Genomic DNA, 15,786 nt, shown 5'->3' on the forward strand with positions numbered 1-15,786 from the left:
GGGCTGACGGCCCCAATGGCTCGAGCTTAGCCGCGCGCAGCCTGCTTGAGACCTCAAACTCCGGGATAGTTTCCTGGGTGGTTGTCTTGTCAACAGGCTAGTGCGCCGGCGTGGTGTTTACGTGTGCGTCAACCCAGGCGTACCAAGCGTCGAGCCCGTCGCCGCGGGTCGCCGACGTCGGCAGGATCGTGACGTCGGGATTGACGGATCGTGCATGGCGGCAACAGGTTTCGACGTCGAAGTCGACGTAGGGGAGCAAGTCGATCTTGTTGAGGATCACCAGGCCCGCCGCGGCGAACATGTGCGGATACTTCAATGGTTTGTCGGTGCCTTCGGTGACCGATACGACTACGACCTTGCTGTGTTCGCCGAGATCGAACAATGCCGGGCAGACCAGGTTGCCGACGTTCTCGATGAACAGCAGAGTCCCGGGCTCGGGATCGAGGGTCTCCAGGGCGCGCCCGGCCATGGCCGCATCGAGGTGGCATCCGGCGCCCGTGTTGACCTGAACCGCACGTGCCCCCGCGGCCCGGATCCGGTCGGCGTCGAGCAACGTCTCCTGGTCGCCTTCGATCACCGCGACCGGGCGGTCGGCGTCGAGCTCACGGATGGTCCGTTCGAGCAGTGTCGTCTTGCCCGCTCCCGGTGAACTGGTGATGTTGAGCGCCAGGATGCCGCGTTCGGCCAGCCACTGCCGGTTCTGCTCGGCGATGAGGTCGTTCTTGGCCAGCACCTTCTGTTCCAGCGAGACAGTCTCGGTGTGCTGGTTGTCGCCGTGAGAATGCTGGTGGGGGTGGTCGTGGGGATGGTCGTGATCATGGGGGTGGTCATGACCGGCGAGGGTGATGACGGCCCCGTCCTGACCGCAGCCGCAGGTTGCGCACATGTCAGCTCACTTCCATCGAGAGAATCCGCAGTTCCCGGCCGGCGGTGACCTTGACATCGGCGCTTCCGCACGGGCACAACAGGATCAGATCGGGCAGGTCGAACTGCGTGCCGCAGCTGCGGCACTGTGCCGCACCCGGCTGGATGTCGAGGTCGAGGCGGGCGCCATCGGCCACCGTGCCCTGGGTGACCAGGTCGAAGCAGAAGAGCATGGAGTCTGGGACGACCGCGCACAGGGCGCCGACCTCGAGCTTCACGCTGTGCACACGCCGGCCTGCGGCGTGCTCGCACACCGCGTCGACAACGCTCTGGGTGATCGCCATCTCGTGCATCGCTACCCCGTCTCCGGGCTGGATGCTCCCACGATAGGCCCGTTTCGCCGCGCACACGGCGTGTCTCCTTGAGTCGAACAGATGTTCGCTTTACTGTGGCGGTGTTCGAGCGGAGATCCGGACTTGTCGGTGCCCTGGCCTAGCGTCACGGCCAACCGATCGGAACACCGGTCAACACGACTACTTGGAGAGGCATCATCATGGCGCAGCAAGCCCCTGATCGCGAAAAAGCGCTCGAACTGGCGATGGCCCAGATCGACAAGAACTTCGGTAAAGGCTCGGTGATGCGCCTCGGCGAGGAGGTGCGCCAGCCCATCTCGGTGATCCCCACCGGTTCGATCTCCCTGGACGTGGCCCTCGGCATCGGCGGCCTGCCGCGCGGCCGCGTGGTCGAGATCTACGGCCCGGAATCCTCGGGTAAGACCACCGTTGCGCTGCACGCGGTGGCCAATGCCCAGGCCGCCGGCGGCATCGCGGCGTTCATCGACGCCGAGCACGCCCTGGATCCCGAGTACGCCAAGAAGCTCGGTGTCGACACCGATTCACTGCTGGTGAGCCAGCCCGACACCGGTGAGCAGGCGCTGGAGATCGCCGACATGCTGGTGCGCTCGGGCGCTCTGGACATCCTCGTGATCGACTCGGTGGCCGCTCTGGTGCCCCGCGCCGAGATCGAGGGTGAGATGGGGGACAGCCATGTCGGTCTGCAGGCCCGTCTGATGAGCCAGGCGCTACGCAAGATGACCGGTGCGCTGAACAACTCGGGCACCACCGCGATCTTCATCAACCAGCTCCGCGAGAAGATCGGCGTGATGTTCGGCTCGCCCGAAACCACCACGGGCGGTAAGGCTCTGAAGTTCTACGCCTCGGTCCGTCTCGACGTCCGGCGCATCGAGACGCTCAAGGACGGCACCGACGCGGTCGGCAACCGGACCCGCGTCAAGGTCGTCAAGAACAAGGTCTCGCCGCCGTTCAAGCAGGCCGAGTTCGACATCCTGTACGGCCACGGCATCAGCCGCGAGGGCTCACTCATCGACATGGGTGTCGAGCACGGCTTCATCCGCAAGTCCGGTTCCTGGTTCACCTACGAGGGTGAGCAGCTGGGGCAGGGCAAGGAGAATGCCCGCAAGTTCATGTTGGAGAACGTCGATGTCGCCAACGAGATCGAGAAGAAGATCAAGGAGAAGCTCGGTATCGGTGCTGTCGTGACCGCCGAGGCAAAGGCTGATGACGTCCTTCCCGCCCCGGTTGACTTCTGAGCCGTCGGGTACGCCCGACGGAGAGCAGACGCAGGATCCTCGCAAACGTGAGGAGCAGGCAAAGAACGTCTGCCTGCGCCTGCTCACCGTGCGGGCCCGCACCCGCTCCGAGTTGATCGAACAGCTCACCAAACGGGGTTACGAGGAAGACCTCAGCGCCAAGGTGCTGAACAGGTTGACCGAGGTCGGGCTGATCGATGACGAGGACTTCGCCGAACAGTGGGTGCGGTCCCGGCACGCCAACTCAGGAAAAGGTAAGCGCGCCTTGGCCGTCGAGCTCCGCAAGAAGGGCGTGGACAAAGAAGTCATCGAGGCCGCGCTGGCCGACCTGGATCCGGCTGCCGAGCGGCAACGGGCCGAGCAGCTGGTTCGGGACAAGTTGCGTCGCGAGCGGCTCGATGACGACGACGGCGACGTGAAGGTGACGCGTCGGCTCGTCGGCATGCTGGCCCGTCGCGGTTACAACCAGTCGATGGCCTTCGACGTCGTCAGCGTCGAACTGGCCGGCGAACGGGAGCGGCGCCGGGTATAGCGGCCGCATTGTGTCGCTCTACCCGAACTCAATCCCGTTGGGTGTGCAGCACCTGCGCGCCCGGTGCGCCCTCCTGTTCGACGGCCTCGGGTTCCAGCGGCGCGGGTCCACGGCTGGAACGGCGCATTCGTCGTTCCAGCCAGGTGGCGAATGAGGACAGCGCGAAGTTCACCGTGATCATCAAGATGGCGATCACGATCAGCGCTGGGAGATAGTTGCCGTAGGCCGACCCGATGACCGTGCCCTGGCGCACCATCTCCACAAAGGTGATCTGGTAGCCGATCGCAGTGTCCTTGAGCACCACCACCAGCTGGGACACCAGCACCGGCAGCATCGCGGTGACCGCCTGTGGCAGCAGGATCAATCGCATGGTCTGTCCCCACGACAGGCCGAGTGAGGCCGCCGCCTCACGCTGCCCGCGCGGCAGCGTATTGATACCGGCACGCACGATCTCGGCGATCACGGCACCGTTGTAAAGGGTCAGCCCCGTGATCACGCCGGCCAGCGCCAGATGCTTGGACGGGAACGTGTCGTATACGGCATAGAGGAAGTACGCGAAGATCATCATGATCAGCACCGGGACGGCGCGGAAGAACTCCACGATCACACCGCAGATCCACCGGATCGGTGCAATCGGTGCCAATCGGCCCACCCCGAGCAGCACGCCGAGGATCAACGCGAACACGATGCTGACCGCAGCGGCGGTCAGCGTGCCCTGCACGCCGGGCAGGACGTATGTTCGCCACAGGTCCGGCGTCAGGAACGGCTCCCACTTCGCACCGGTGAGCTGATCCTTGGTCCACATCCGCCAGATCACGAAACCCAGCAGCACCGCGGCGACGACCGCGGTCAGCACGGTGAAAACCCAGTTACGGGCCCGCGCCCGCGGGCCGGGCGCGTCGAAGAGGACAGAAGCGCTCATTACCGTGCCACCGCCAGTCTCTTGCCCAGCCATCCGAACATCAACCCGAGTGGCAGGGTCAGTATCACGAAGCCGGTCGCGAAGATCACGCCGACCGTCATCAGTGCAGCGGTGTTCTCGATCATCTCCTTCATCAACAAGGCGGCCTCGGCCACGCCGATCGCGGAGGCGATGGTGGTGTTCTTCGCCAGAGCGATCAGTACCGAACCCAGCGGGATGATCACCGACCGAAAAGCCTGTGGCAGCAGGATTATTCGCAGGTTCTGACCGAAACTCAGGCCCAGTGAGCGGGCCGCCTCGGCCTGGCCCAGCGGAACCGTGTTGACTCCCGATCGCACCGCCTCACACACGAAAGATGCGGTGTAGACGGTCAACCCGAGCACGGCCAGACGAAAGTTGCTGTCCGCGAGCGAGGTCGGCGAATGCGGGTCGACCAAAGTGATGCCCAGCGTCTGGCCCACACCGAACGAGCAGAACAGGATGATCAGCGTCAGCGGCGTGTTGCGGACGATGTTCACGTACGCGGTGCCGAGCCAGTTCATCACCGGTGTCGGTGCGAGCCGCATCGCGGCCAGCACGGTGCCGAGGATCAGCGCACCGATCGCGGAGAACACCGTCAGCTGGATCGTGGTCCAGAACGCCGCGTATATCGCGTCGCGGTGGTCGGTGAAGATCTGCAGTGATGCCGAGATCTTGTCGAGGTACTCGTTGAGGAGCTCCACGGTCGGTGCGTTGCCCCCGGGTCAGCGGTCGACGGCAGGCGGCGCCGGGGTCTGAATACCGGCCGGGCCGAGGTTACGCTCGAACGCTTCCTTCCAGGCGCCGCTGGACTCCATCTTTTCGAGTGCGTCGTTGATCTTCTTGCGCAGCTCGGTGTCGCCCTTCTTCAGACCGATGCCGTAACGCTCCTCTGAGAACGTGTCACCGACGATCTTGAAGCTGCCCGGGCTCTGCGCGGCGAAGCCGGCCAGGATCACCTCGTCGGTGGTCACCGCGTCGATGACCCCGTTCTTGAGCGCGTCGACGCAGGCCGAATAGGTGTCGAACTGTTGCAGCTGCACCTTCGGGTATTTGTCCTTGATGTTCTGAGCCGGGGTGGAACCCGACACCGAGCACAGCTTCTTGTTGTTCTCCAGCGACGCTGCCCCGGTGATGTCGTTGTTGTCGGCGCGCACCAGCAGGCTCTGCCCGGTCAGCAGATAGGGCCCGGCGAAGTCGACCTTCTCCTTGCGCGCATCGGTGATCGAGTAGGTCCCGACGATGTATTCGACCTGACCGTTCTGGATCAGCGTCTCGCGCTGCGGCGAGGGCGCTTCCTTCCACTCGATCTTGTCCTCGGGGTAGCCGAGTTCGTTGGCCACGTACTTGGCCACGTCGACGTCGAACCCGGACATGGTGCCGTCAGGTTTCTTCTGGCCGAGGCCGGGCTGGTCGTACTTGGTGCCGATGACGATCTTGCTGGAGTCGCCACCACCGCCACACGCGGTCGCGGCGAAGGGGAGCGCGAGCGCGAGCGCGAGGGTACCGACCAACTTGAACGGCGCGGAGGGCATGTGCGGGTTCCTTTCGGCGGAGCGTCAGTGATGAAGGATCTTGCCGAGAAAATCTTTGGCGCGATCGGATTTCGGATTGTCGAAGAACTCGGTGGGTGGTCCGTCCTCGACGATGGCTCCGTCGGCCATGAACACGACGCGATCAGACGCCCGGCGGGCGAAGCCCATCTCGTGGGTGACCACCACCATCGTCATGCCCTCACGGGCCAACGAGGTCATCACGGCCAGGACCTCGTTGATCATCTCGGGGTCCAGGGCGCTGGTCGGCTCGTCGAAGAGCATCACCTTGGGGTTCATCGCCAACGATCGTGCGATGGCCACGCGTTGCTGCTGACCGCCGGACAGCTGGGCCGGGTATTTGTCGGCCTGGTTGGCCACTCCGACCCGGTCCAACAGGGCCATGGCGTCCTCCCGGGCCTGCGCCTTGGGCTTGCGCCGCACCTTCACCGGGGCGAGCATGACGTTCTCCAGGATCGTCTTGTGCGCGAACAGGTTGAAGGATTGGAACACCATGCCGACATCCGACCGCAGCTGAGCCAATCTGCGGCCCTCGGCGGGTAACTCCTGGCCATCGACCGCGATGCTGCCGGAGTCGATGGTCTCCAGCCGATTGATGGTGCGGCACAACGTGGACTTGCCCGAACCCGACGGTCCGAGGACAACGACGACCTGGCCGCGCCCCACATCGAGGTTGATGTCGTTGAGTACGTGCAGGGGTCCGAAGTGCTTGTTGACTCCCTGAAGTGAGATCATCGGCACATCTGGTGGCGCCGCGTCGTCGACCTGCGGCTGCTCGCCGGGGCTACCCATGGCAGGTGACCTTACCCAGGGAAGGCCCGGCCTGCCCGGATCTCGTCAATCCGCCGCGTTGACGTTTCGGGTGGCTCCGTACCATTGAGGCCGTGACGACGATGGTGAACCGGGACGCGGCCGACGAGCGCTCGCGCGAGGAGCCAACCGCACAGAACCCGGCCGACGAGCGCTCTGAGCGCACCTATCAGGTCCGCACCTACGGCTGCCAGATGAACGTGCACGACTCCGAGCGGCTGTCCGGCCTGCTGGAGGACGCCGGATACCGAAGGGCCCCCGACGGCGCCGACGCCGACATCGTCGTGTTCAACACGTGCGCGGTGCGCGAGAACGCCGACAACAAGCTCTACGGCAATCTCAGTCATCTGGCCCCGCGCAAGCAGGCCGATCCGAACATGCAGATCGCCGTCGGCGGGTGCCTGGCCCAGAAGGACCGCGATTCGGTCCTGCGCCGCGCTCCCTGGGTCGACGTGGTCTTCGGCACCCACAACATCGGGTCGCTGCCCACGCTGCTGGAGCGGGCCCGCCACAACCGCGCCGCCCAGGTCGAGATCGTCGAAGCGCTGCAGGAGTTTCCGTCCACCCTGCCCGCGACGCGGGAGTCGGCCTACGCGGCCTGGGTGTCTATCTCGGTGGGCTGCAACAACACCTGCACGTTCTGCATCGTGCCGTCGCTGCGCGGCAAAGAGGTCGACCGCCGCCCCGGGGACATCCTGGCCGAGGTGCAGACCCTGGCTTCCCAGGGCGTGCTCGAGGTCACCCTGCTGGGCCAGAACGTCAATGCCTACGGTGTGTCGTTTGCTGCGGACGAGCGCTTGCGCGAGGACCCGACGAACTGGTCCGATGTTCCCCGCGACCGCAGTGCGTTCGCCAAGCTGCTGCGCGCCTGCGGCGAGGTGGAAGGGCTGGAGCGGGTGCGGTTCACCTCACCGCACCCGGCCGAGTTCACCGACGACGTGATCGAGGCGATGGCGCAGACCCCCAACGTCTGCCCGACGCTGCACATGCCGCTGCAGTCCGGTTCGGACCGGATCCTCAAGGCGATGCGCCGTTCGTACCGGGCCGACCGCTACCTGGGCATCATCGACAAGGTGCGGGCTGCGATCCCTGACGCGGCCATCACCACTGACCTGATCGTCGGCTTCCCCGGTGAGACCGAGGAAGACTTCCAGGCCACCCTCGATGTCGTCGAGCGGTCGCGTTTCGCGACTGCCTTCACCTTCCAGTACTCCATCCGGCCCGGTACCCCGGCCGCCGACATGCCCGACCAGTTGCCGAAAGCCGTTGTCACCGAACGCTATCAACGGCTGATCGAGCTGCAGGAGCGAATTTCCCTGGAGGAGAACCAGGCTCAGATCGGCCGGGCGGTGGAACTGCTTGTCGCCACGGGCGAGGGCCGAAAGGACGCCAGCACCGCCCGCATGTCGGGCCGAGCCCGCGACGGCAGGCTGGTGCATTTCAGCCCCGGCGCCGACGTGGAGCGGATCCGGCCGGGCGACATCGTCACCACCACCGTGACCGGCGCTGCGCCGCACCATCTGATCGCCGACGCCCCGCTGGCGACCCACCGCCGTACCCCCGCCGGCGACGCCCATGAGGCGGGGCGGCGCCCGCGTACCGGCGTCGGGCTGGGGCTGCCGCGGATCGGCGCGCCGGAAACCCCGCCGTCATCAGGAGGATGTGGCTGTTGAGCAACGAAAGCGACTTCGACCGGTTCAAGGACGACTTGGCGGCCGTCGAGCGCAAGGTGACCCGCGAATTCGACACGGGTCCGCGTGCGATGGTCGTGGCCATCCTCGTGTTCGTGGTGCTGCTGTCGTTCGTGCTGCCGCACACCGGCACCACCAAGGGGTTCGACGTCCTGGTTGGTGACGCCACTGCCCTGAATGACGGCATCTCCCTGCCGTCGCGCGTCTTCATCTGGTTGGCGCTGGTGTTCTCGGTCGGGTTCTCCACCCTGGCGCTGATCACCCGCCGCTGGGCGCTGGCCTGGACAGCCCTGGCCGGTTCGGCGGTGGCCAGCGCGCTCGGGATGCTTGCGGTGTGGTCGCGTCAGACCGCTGCGGGCCATCCCGGCCCCGGAATCGGGCTGATCATCGGGTGGCTGGCCGTGATCATCCTGACCTTCCACTGGGCCCGCGTGGTGTGGTCGCGCACCGCGCTGCAACTGGCGGCCGAAGAGGACCGGCGCCGCGAAGCCGCGAAGCATCAGCAGCACGGCGTGCTCGGCATCCCCATGCCCGGCGACGGCAAGACCGACGTGACCAAGACCGACGTCACGAAGCCCGACACCGCCGGTGAGAAGCCGGACCAGCCCGACCAGACCTAGCTGCGCCCAGCCCCAGGTCTGGGGGCTATTTACGCCCTCGGAGCGTGGTGCTACCTGCGCTCTCCGAGTGTGGCGGCCGCGGCGTCGGCCCACTGACGCCACTGTTCGGCGCTCGCCCTGGCCTCGGCAGCATCCTTGGCCCGACCGGCGGCCTCCGCCTTCTCGGCCTGCTTCTCGAACTGCTCGGCGCGGGAACGGAACTGGTCGGCCCGGGCCTGCGCCTCGGGGTCGACACCACCGGCCGGGGCGTCGCGGACCTTCTTCTCGACGGCACGCAGGCGGCGTTCCAGATCGGCGGCGCGCTCGCGGGGAACCTTGCCGATCGCGTCCCACTTGTCGCCGATCGTGCGCAGTGCGGCGCGGGCTGCATCCAGATCCGTCGTGTCGATCTTCTCGGCCTCGGCCAGCAGCGCTTCCTTGGCGGTGGCATTTGCCTTGAACTCGGCGTCACGTTCGGCGTGGGCGGCGTTACGGGCCCCGAAGAACGTGTCCTGGGCGGCCTTGAACCGGTGCCACAATGCGTCGTCGACGTCCTTGGCGGCGCGTCCGGCGGCCTTCCACTGGGTCAGCAGGTCACGGAACGCGGCACCGGTGGCGCCCCAGTCGGTCGAGCCGGACAGCTGCTCGGCCTGATCGCACAGCGCCTCCTTGAGCTGGCGGGCACCTACGCGCCCGCGGTCCAGTTCGGCGAAGTGCGAGCCGCGACGACGGTTGAACGTCTCGCGGGCCGACGAGTAGCGCTTCCACAGGGCGTCGTCGAGCTTGCGGTCCAGCCCGGTGATGGTGCGCCACTCATCGAGGATTTCGCGCAGGCGGTCACCGGCGGACTTCCACTGGGTGGAGTTGGCCGCCAGGTCCTCGGCCTCGGCGGCGAGTGCCTCCTTGCGTGCGGTCTGGGCGGCGCGGTGCTCGTCGCGCTGGGCCCGCTCGGTCTTGGCGGCTTCGTCGGCGTGTTCCAGGATGGCCGACAGGCGGGCGCTCAACGCGTCGACATCGCCGAGAACTGCTGCGGTGGGCAGACTTTCAGCCAGCGCTGCGGCTGCCGATTTGATCTTGCGCGCATCGCCCGTGCCCGAGGACAACCGGCGTTCGAGCAGGGCGACCTCGGTGTGCAGATCATCGAAGCGCCGGCCGAAGTGCGCGTACGCCGACTCGGTGTCGCCGGCCTGCCACGAGCCGATGACACGCTCGCCGGATCCGCTGATCAACCACACCGTGCCGTCGGCATCCACGCGGCCGAACTGGTGTGGGTCGCCGGCCGGCGCCACGGCAACCACCGGTGCGACCCGGCTGGGGCGGGGAACGGGGCGGGGTGGTCCGGGCCGGGGAGTGGGCCTCGGTGTGGGCCCGGAGGTCGGCTCGGGGGTGGCTCCGCCTGGCTCACTGGTTGTCATATCCGCTCCTCGTACTCCGCACGGTTGCCCGCGCATCTGCCGCGCGACGCGGCGCCTGATGCTGTCGCTTTGTCCGCTATTGAAGCAGGTCGTGCTGTGCCGTGCCCACGGCTTTAGGCGCAATGCCCTGACAAACTCGCGCGGACGGGGTCCCAGGCGGGCCGATCTGGGCGTCCTACCGGGCCTCGGCGCGCAGCCCAGAAGGGGCCGCGCACTAGTTTGGTGAGGTGCTGAGCGCCATCGCGATCGTCCCCGCCACACCGGTCCTGGTGCCCGAACTGGTGGGAGCGGCTGCGAGCGAGGTGGCCGACCTCCGGGAGGCCGTCATAGCCGCAGCGGGTTCGCTACCGCCGCGCTGGCTGGCCATCGGGGTCGGCCCCGGTGAGGCGGTGTACGGGCCGGACTGTGCCGGGACCTTCGCCGGCTACGGCGCCGACGTCCCGGTGGCTCTCGGTCACGGGACGACGGCCGATCCGGTGGCACTGCCGCTGTGTGCCCTGGTAGCGGGGTGGATCCGCGGACAGGCGGCACCCGGCGCCGACATCGAGGTGCACGCCTTTGCCGCATCAGAGCAGGTCGGCGAGGCGCTGGCCCGGGGGCGCGCGCTGCGCGCCCGCCTCGACGAATCTCCGGATCCCGTCGGTGTCCTCGTGGTCGCCGATGGCCTGAACACGCTCACGCCGGCGGCCCCCGGTGGGCACGACCCGGACTCGGCGTCGGTCCAACAGCAAGTCGACGATGCCCTGGCCACCGGAGACCTCTCGGCGCTGGCCGAGCTGCCCGAAACCGTGCTCGGCAGGGTGGCCTACCAGGTACTGGCCGGACTGACCGAGCCCGAGCCGGGATCGGCACGTGAGCTCTACCGCGGAGCCCCGTACGGCGTCGGTTACTTCGTCGGCGAATGGCTGCCGTGACCCGGCCCATCGCGGTCATCGGACCGACCGGGACGGGGAAGTCGGCGTTGGCACTCGCGCTGGCCGAGAATGTGGGCGGCGAGATCGTGAACGCCGATGCGATGCAGCTCTACCGCGGCATGGACATCGGCACTGCCAAGTTGCCGGTCGCCGAGCGGCGCGGCATCGCACACCACCAGCTCGATGTCCTTGACGTCACCGAGACCGCGACGGTGGCCCGCTATCAGCAGGAGGCCGCGGCCGACGTGGAGGCCATCGCGGCCCGCGGTGCGGTGCCGGTGATCGTGGGCGGTTCGATGCTCTACATCCAGTCGCTGCTCGACGAGTGGACGTTCCCGGCCACCGATCCGGCGGTGCGGGCGCGGTGGGAGGCCCGCCTGGCCGAAGTGGGGGTGGCCGCCCTGCACGTCGAGCTGACCCGGGTGGACCCTGCCGCGGGTGCGTCGATCCTGCCGACCGATGGCCGGCGGATCGTGCGGGCCCTGGAGGTCGTGGAGCTCACCGGGCAGCCGTTCGCTGCCTCGGCGCCGAGCATCGGCACACCCCGCTGGGACACCGCGATCATCGGATTGGACTGGGACACAGCCGTTCTCGATCAGCGCCTGGAACAACGCACCGACCTGATGTTCGACGAAGGTCTGGTGGACGAGGTACACACGCTGATCGGTCGAGGGCTGCGCGACGGGGTCACCGCGGCGCGGGCACTCGGCTATGCGCAGGTGCTGGCCGACCTGGACGCCGGGGGAGACGGCTCGGCCGCGCGGGAGCCGACGTTCATCGGCACCCGCCGCTATGTGCGCCGGCAGCGCTCGTGGTTCCGGCGTGACCATCGGGTGGTGTGGCTGGACGGGGCAGCCGACGGACTGGTGCACGACGCGTTGCGGGCGTGGCGGCACGTATCCTGAACAGGTGATCTTCGGCTCGATCCCTTTCGCGAAGGGACATGGCACCCAGAACGATTTCGTCGTGCTGCCCGACCTCGACGCCGCGTTGTCGCTGACGCCGGCTGCCGTGGCCGCACTGTGCGACCGGCGTCGTGGTCTCGGCGCCGACGGCGTGCTCCGGGTGACGACCGCGGGCGCCGCGCAGGCCGCCGGGGTGTTCGAGCGGCTGCCCGACGGGGTGGCGGCAGCCGACTGGTACATGGACTACCGCAACGCCGATGGCTCGATCGCGCAGATGTGCGGCAACGGCGTGCGGGTGTTCGCGCACTACCTGCGCGCGTCCGGACTGGAATCCGCCGACGAGTTCGTGGTCGGGTCGCTGGCCGGTCCGCGTCCGGTGGTGTTGCACAGCGTCGACGCGACGGCCGCCGACGTCACCGTCGAGATGGGTAAGGCCAACCAGTTCGGTACCGGCACCGCCGTCGTCGGCGGCCGTAGTGTCAGCGGGCTGGCCGTCGATATGGGCAATCCGCACCTGGCCTGCGTCGGGTTGACCGAGGATGAGTTGGCGGCACTCGATGTGGGTGCCCCGGTGTCGTTCGACACGCAGCTGTTCCCCGAAGGCGTCAACGTCGAGGTCCTGACCGCTCCGGTGGACGGCGCGGTCTCGATGCGCGTGCACGAGCGGGGCGTCGGCGAGACCCGCTCCTGCGGTACCGGCACCGTCGCGGCCGCGCTGGCGGCCCTGGCCGGTCAGGGTGCCGATACCGGGACGTTGCGGGTGCGCATCCCCGGTGGGGAGGTCACCGTGACGATCACCGAGTCCACCAGCTTCCTGCGCGGCCCCTCTGTACTGGTGGCGCGCGGTGAACTGAGCAACGAGTGGTGGGAGAACTCGGTGGCACACTGTGCTCTCTAAATTGGGGTGCGCGCGGCCGGACCCACGTGACAACCTGTAAGTACATATGACTCATCCAGAACATCCCGTAACACCCAGCACCGGCGAGCTGGCCCTCGAAGACCGCGCTTCACTGCGCCGCGTCGCCGGGCTCTCCACCGAACTCACTGATGTCACCGAGGTCGAGTACCGCCAGCTCAGGCTGGAGCGCGTGGTCCTGGTCGGAGTGTGGACCGAAGGCAGCGCAGCCGACGCCGATGCCAGCCTGGCCGAACTGGCGGCACTCGCCGAGACCGCCGGATCGGAAGTACTCGAGGGCCTGATCCAGCGTCGCGACAAGCCGGACCCGTCCACCTACATCGGCTCGGGCAAAGCCGTCGAACTGCGGGAGGTGGTCCTGGCCACCGGGGCCGACACCGTGATCTGCGACGGCGAACTCTCACCTGCGCAGCTCAACTCGCTGGAGAAGGTCGTCAAGGTCAAGGTGATCGACCGCACCGCGCTGATCCTGGACATCTTCGCCCAGCACGCGACCAGCCGGGAGGGCAAGGCGCAGGTGTCGCTGGCCCAGATGGAGTACATGCTGCCCCGGCTGCGCGGCTGGGGTGAATCGATGTCGCGCCAGGCCGGCGGTCGCGCCGGCGGTGCCGGTGGTGGCGTGGGAACCCGCGGGCCCGGTGAGACCAAGATCGAGACCGACCGCCGCCGCATCCGGGAGCGGATGGCCAAGCTGCGCCGCGAGATTCGCGACATGAAGAAGATCCGCGACACCCAGCGCAGCCGGCGGCTGACCTCGGATGCAGCCTCGGTGGCCATCGTCGGCTACACCAACGCCGGCAAGTCCAGCCTGCTCAACGCACTGACCGGGGCCGGTGTGCTGGTGGAGAACGCCCTGTTCGCCACGCTCGAACCCACCACGCGGCGTGGCGAATTCGACGACGGCCGGCCGTTCGTGCTGACCGACACCGTCGGCTTCGTCCGGCACCTTCCCACCCAGTTGGTCGAGGCGTTCCGGTCCACGCTGGAAGAGGTCGTCGACGCCGACCTGCTGGTGCACGTCGTGGACGGGTCCGACGACCATCCGCTGGCGCAGATCAATGCGGTCCGGCAGGTGATCAACGAGGTGGTCGTCGAATACGACATCACCCCGCCGCCGGAGCTGTTGGTGGTCAACAAGATCGACGCGGCCACCGACCTCGGACTGGCCGCGCTACGCCGCGCCTTGCCCGATGCAGTCTTCGTCTCGGCGCACACCGGCGAGGGGCTGGACCGATTGCGGGCCCGGATGGCGGAGATGATCCCGCCGACCGACGCCACGGTGGACGTGACGATTCCCTACGACCGCGGGGACCTGGTCGCACGGGTGCACGCCGACGGTCGGGTGGACGCCACCGAGCACACTGCCGACGGCACCCGCATCAAGGCGCGGGTGCCCATGGCACTGGCCGCGAGCCTGAGTGAGTTCGCCACCTTCTGAGCACGCGTCAGGCGGCAGATTTCTTCTTGCCCTTGGTGCCCGCGTCCTTGGTGCTGGTGTCTCTTGCCTCGGCACGGTCCGTGGCCTTGTCCTTCGCGCTGTCCTGACCCAGGGCCTTGCGCACGCTGCTTCGGAGCGACTTGGCCATGTCACGCGCCGGGTGTCCCTTGGTTGCGAGCGCTTTCGGCGATGAGGGGCGCTGCTTCGGGGCTGTCTCGGGCTCGGTGTCCTTGCTCAGCTGCCGGAGCGGTTTGTCATCGGAGGTAGCGGAGACTTTCGTGGTGTCGACAACGGTCTTGTCGGCCGCGTCCGGGACTCGGACGGTCACGCCGGACTGCGTCGGATCGGTCCATCCGGGCAGTGGGTCGAGCCCCGGGTTGAGCGCGGCCCGGATGCCCTCCGGAATGTCGTTGACCAGGTCGGTGGCCAACTTGACCGGGTTGAACCTGGGCAGCAACTGGAACGGTGTCGGACTGCTGTAGTCGGTTCTGGTGTAACCGGTTTCGATCAGGGTCTGCGCCATCGGGGAGACCAGGTCGACGAGTGGGATCACCACGGCGGACGTACCGGTCGCCGTACCCAGGTCGAGCAGCGGCTGCATGATCGGTAGCGTCTTCGCCGGCAGGGTGACGTAGTAGGTATCACTGCCGTCGACCTTCTGGCAGTGGGTTTCGGCGCTGCAGTTCGCCTTCGCATTCTCGATCGCGGCCTGCACCTGTTCGGGTGTGTAGCCGTACGGCGCTGCGGTGTCCGGATCGTCGCCTCGGGGGTCCAGGTAAGAGCCGTGCACGTACTCGAATCCGGCCAGCGCATTCGCCAGGGCGAGCGGATTGAGCACCCATGACGGAGCGTCGGCGACGCCGTCGTACTGAAGCGCGATGTCGTAGGTCTCGATGCCGGTGTCCGTCGGAGTGGGTTGGCCGAACGTCGCGTCGAGGATCGGCACGGTGCCCAGGATCGCCAGCCGCTCGAAGAGGCCGCCGTCAGGGCGGTTGGGGTTACCGATCAGGACAAAACTCAGATTCTGCTTCTGCTCGTCGGTCAGGTCCGCCAGGTTGCCCTTGACAATGCTGGCCACCGTGGCGCCCTGCGAATAGCCGAAGACGGTCACGGGATGCGCCGCACTGGGGTTGTTGGCACCGACGAGTTCACTGGTCAGCCGGGTGACCCCGCTGGCCACCGACACGTTCCATTTGGCGCCCTCCAGTCCGCCCCAGCCGGGGAGCGGGATGGGCCAGAACTGGGCGATGTAGGGGATGGCCACCGGCGCCGCGCAGTCCTCGGCGCCGCAACTACCGCTGGGCTGGACGTAGTAGGCCACGGCGTTGGCCAGGTAGTTGTTGGAGTCCTGCGGGTTCGGGGTTCCGGTGCCCGGGACGATCAGCGGTGTCACCGCGACCACCAGACCGACTGCTGCGGTGCCGACGGGTGTCAGGCCGATGACCACCGAGCCGGATACCGCTACGGCGCCGACCAGCAGTGACCTGGCAGCAGAACGGGGTGAGAATCGCATCGGCCCGGATCTCCTTCTGCTGACGAAGCCGTCAGCGCTGAAGGGATCTTTGCACCGGCATGCAACTGTCACCGGGAAAACGGCCGA

General features: G+C 67.5%; 16 protein-coding genes. 8 read left to right on the forward strand and 8 right to left on the reverse strand.

Annotation, left to right across the window (positions count from 1 at the left end; translation table 11 throughout):
* Positions 1-97: 97 nt before the first annotated feature.
* Positions 98-886: a hydrogenase nickel incorporation protein HypB gene (hypB, locus tag AC4LGL_RS11625; protein ID WP_491838822.1), complete on the reverse strand. Its 789-nt coding sequence runs from the start codon at positions 884-886 to the stop codon at positions 98-100.
* Position 887: 1 nt separating this feature from the next.
* Positions 888-1,217 (reverse strand): hydrogenase maturation nickel metallochaperone HypA/HybF, encoded by a 330-nt coding sequence (locus AC4LGL_RS11630; protein WP_491839339.1) that lies wholly within the window; start codon positions 1,215-1,217, stop codon positions 888-890.
* Positions 1,218-1,417: 200 nt separating this feature from the next.
* Here AC4LGL_RS11630 and recA point away from each other — a divergent pair, with 200 nt between their 5' ends.
* Both recA and recX read left to right on the forward strand, forming a co-directional pair.
* Entirely contained in the window at positions 1,418-2,473 is a 1,056-nt protein-coding gene (recA, locus tag AC4LGL_RS11635) for a recombinase RecA (protein ID WP_055113217.1), read from the forward strand.
* On the forward strand, positions 2,442-3,005 hold the full coding sequence (gene recX, locus AC4LGL_RS11640; protein WP_491838823.1) for a recombination regulator RecX: 564 nt from the start codon (positions 2,442-2,444) through the stop codon (positions 3,003-3,005). The genes recA and recX overlap by 32 nt, the downstream gene beginning before the upstream one ends.
* A 28-nt stretch (positions 3,006-3,033) precedes the next feature.
* Here recX and AC4LGL_RS11645 read toward each other — a convergent pair whose 3' ends face one another.
* From AC4LGL_RS11645 to AC4LGL_RS11660, 4 genes are all read right to left on the reverse strand, one after another.
* Complete coding sequence (locus AC4LGL_RS11645; protein ID WP_491838824.1) at positions 3,034-3,927, reverse strand: amino acid ABC transporter permease; 894 nt, start codon at positions 3,925-3,927, stop codon at positions 3,034-3,036.
* The gene (locus AC4LGL_RS11650; protein WP_491839340.1) at positions 3,927-4,607 is read right to left on the reverse strand and encodes an amino acid ABC transporter permease; all 681 of its coding nucleotides are present in this window, start codon (positions 4,605-4,607) and stop codon (positions 3,927-3,929) included. The genes AC4LGL_RS11645 and AC4LGL_RS11650 overlap by 1 nt, the downstream gene beginning before the upstream one ends.
* Positions 4,608-4,670: 63 nt before the next feature.
* Positions 4,671-5,480 (reverse strand): glutamate ABC transporter substrate-binding protein, encoded by an 810-nt coding sequence (locus AC4LGL_RS11655; protein WP_491838825.1) that lies wholly within the window; start codon positions 5,478-5,480, stop codon positions 4,671-4,673.
* Between the two features lie 24 nt (positions 5,481-5,504).
* Positions 5,505-6,233 (reverse strand): amino acid ABC transporter ATP-binding protein, encoded by a 729-nt coding sequence (locus AC4LGL_RS11660; protein ID WP_491839341.1) that lies wholly within the window; start codon positions 6,231-6,233, stop codon positions 5,505-5,507.
* Between the two features lie 158 nt (positions 6,234-6,391).
* Here AC4LGL_RS11660 and miaB point away from each other — a divergent pair, with 158 nt between their 5' ends.
* The gene (gene miaB / locus AC4LGL_RS11665; RefSeq protein WP_491839342.1) at positions 6,392-7,981 is read left to right on the forward strand and encodes a tRNA (N6-isopentenyl adenosine(37)-C2)-methylthiotransferase MiaB; all 1,590 of its coding nucleotides are present in this window, start codon (positions 6,392-6,394) and stop codon (positions 7,979-7,981) included.
* Positions 7,969-8,619: an Rv2732c family membrane protein gene (locus AC4LGL_RS11670; protein WP_491838826.1), complete on the forward strand. Its 651-nt coding sequence runs from the start codon at positions 7,969-7,971 to the stop codon at positions 8,617-8,619. Before miaB ends, AC4LGL_RS11670 begins: the two co-directional genes overlap by 13 nt.
* Positions 8,620-8,669: 50 nt before the next feature.
* Here AC4LGL_RS11670 and AC4LGL_RS11675 read toward each other — a convergent pair whose 3' ends face one another.
* The gene (locus AC4LGL_RS11675) at positions 8,670-10,013 is read right to left on the reverse strand and encodes a DUF349 domain-containing protein (protein WP_491838827.1); all 1,344 of its coding nucleotides are present in this window, start codon (positions 10,011-10,013) and stop codon (positions 8,670-8,672) included.
* Between the two features lie 227 nt (positions 10,014-10,240).
* Here AC4LGL_RS11675 and AC4LGL_RS11680 point away from each other — a divergent pair, with 227 nt between their 5' ends.
* From AC4LGL_RS11680 to hflX, 4 genes are read left to right on the forward strand one after another with little or no spacing between them, the layout of a single operon-like run.
* Positions 10,241-10,927 carry a class III extradiol ring-cleavage dioxygenase family protein gene (locus AC4LGL_RS11680; RefSeq protein WP_491838828.1) on the forward strand — a complete coding sequence of 229 codons (687 nt, stop codon included), beginning with the start codon at positions 10,241-10,243 and terminating at the stop codon, positions 10,925-10,927.
* The gene (gene miaA / locus AC4LGL_RS11685) at positions 10,924-11,832 is read left to right on the forward strand and encodes a tRNA (adenosine(37)-N6)-dimethylallyltransferase MiaA (protein ID WP_491839343.1); all 909 of its coding nucleotides are present in this window, start codon (positions 10,924-10,926) and stop codon (positions 11,830-11,832) included. The genes AC4LGL_RS11680 and miaA overlap by 4 nt, the downstream gene beginning before the upstream one ends.
* 19 nt (positions 11,833-11,851) lie before the next feature.
* Positions 11,852-12,730 carry a diaminopimelate epimerase gene (dapF, locus tag AC4LGL_RS11690; RefSeq protein WP_491839344.1) on the forward strand — a complete coding sequence of 293 codons (879 nt, stop codon included), beginning with the start codon at positions 11,852-11,854 and terminating at the stop codon, positions 12,728-12,730.
* A 46-nt stretch (positions 12,731-12,776) separates the two neighbouring features.
* Positions 12,777-14,186, forward strand: coding sequence for a GTPase HflX (gene hflX, locus AC4LGL_RS11695; RefSeq protein WP_491838829.1), 1,410 nt, complete (start codon positions 12,777-12,779; stop codon positions 14,184-14,186).
* Positions 14,187-14,193: 7 nt separating this feature from the next.
* Here the strand turns inward: hflX and AC4LGL_RS11700 are convergent, their stop codons facing one another.
* A complete protein-coding gene (locus AC4LGL_RS11700; protein ID WP_491838830.1) occupies positions 14,194-15,699 on the reverse strand; it encodes a PE-PPE domain-containing protein in 1,506 nt (501 codons plus the stop codon).
* Between the last annotated feature and the right edge of the window lie 87 nt (positions 15,700-15,786).

The sequence above is a fragment of the Mycolicibacterium arcueilense genome, from assembly GCF_058536225.1.

Coding starts and splice junctions, on each gene's coding strand:
- AC4LGL_RS11700 (WP_491838830.1), bottom strand. CDS start 15,699: ATGCGATTCTCACCCCGTTCTGCTGCCAGGTCACTGCTGGTCGGCGCC.
- AC4LGL_RS11675 (WP_491838827.1), bottom strand. CDS start 10,013: ATGACAACCAGTGAGCCAGGCGGAGCCACCCCCGAGCCGACCTCCGGG.
- AC4LGL_RS11670 (WP_491838826.1), top strand. CDS start 7,969: ATGTGGCTGTTGAGCAACGAAAGCGACTTCGACCGGTTCAAGGACGAC.
- AC4LGL_RS11645 (WP_491838824.1), bottom strand. CDS start 3,927: ATGAGCGCTTCTGTCCTCTTCGACGCGCCCGGCCCGCGGGCGCGGGCC.
- AC4LGL_RS11660 (WP_491839341.1), bottom strand. CDS start 6,233: ATGATCTCACTTCAGGGAGTCAACAAGCACTTCGGACCCCTGCACGTA.
- hflX (WP_491838829.1), top strand. CDS start 12,777: ATGACTCATCCAGAACATCCCGTAACACCCAGCACCGGCGAGCTGGCC.
- AC4LGL_RS11630 (WP_491839339.1), bottom strand. CDS start 1,217: ATGCACGAGATGGCGATCACCCAGAGCGTTGTCGACGCGGTGTGCGAG.
- hypB (WP_491838822.1), bottom strand. CDS start 886: ATGTGCGCAACCTGCGGCTGCGGTCAGGACGGGGCCGTCATCACCCTC.
- AC4LGL_RS11655 (WP_491838825.1), bottom strand. CDS start 5,480: ATGCCCTCCGCGCCGTTCAAGTTGGTCGGTACCCTCGCGCTCGCGCTC.
- recA (WP_055113217.1), top strand. CDS start 1,418: ATGGCGCAGCAAGCCCCTGATCGCGAAAAAGCGCTCGAACTGGCGATG.
- recX (WP_491838823.1), top strand. CDS start 2,442: ATGACGTCCTTCCCGCCCCGGTTGACTTCTGAGCCGTCGGGTACGCCC.
- miaB (WP_491839342.1), top strand. CDS start 6,392: ATGGTGAACCGGGACGCGGCCGACGAGCGCTCGCGCGAGGAGCCAACC.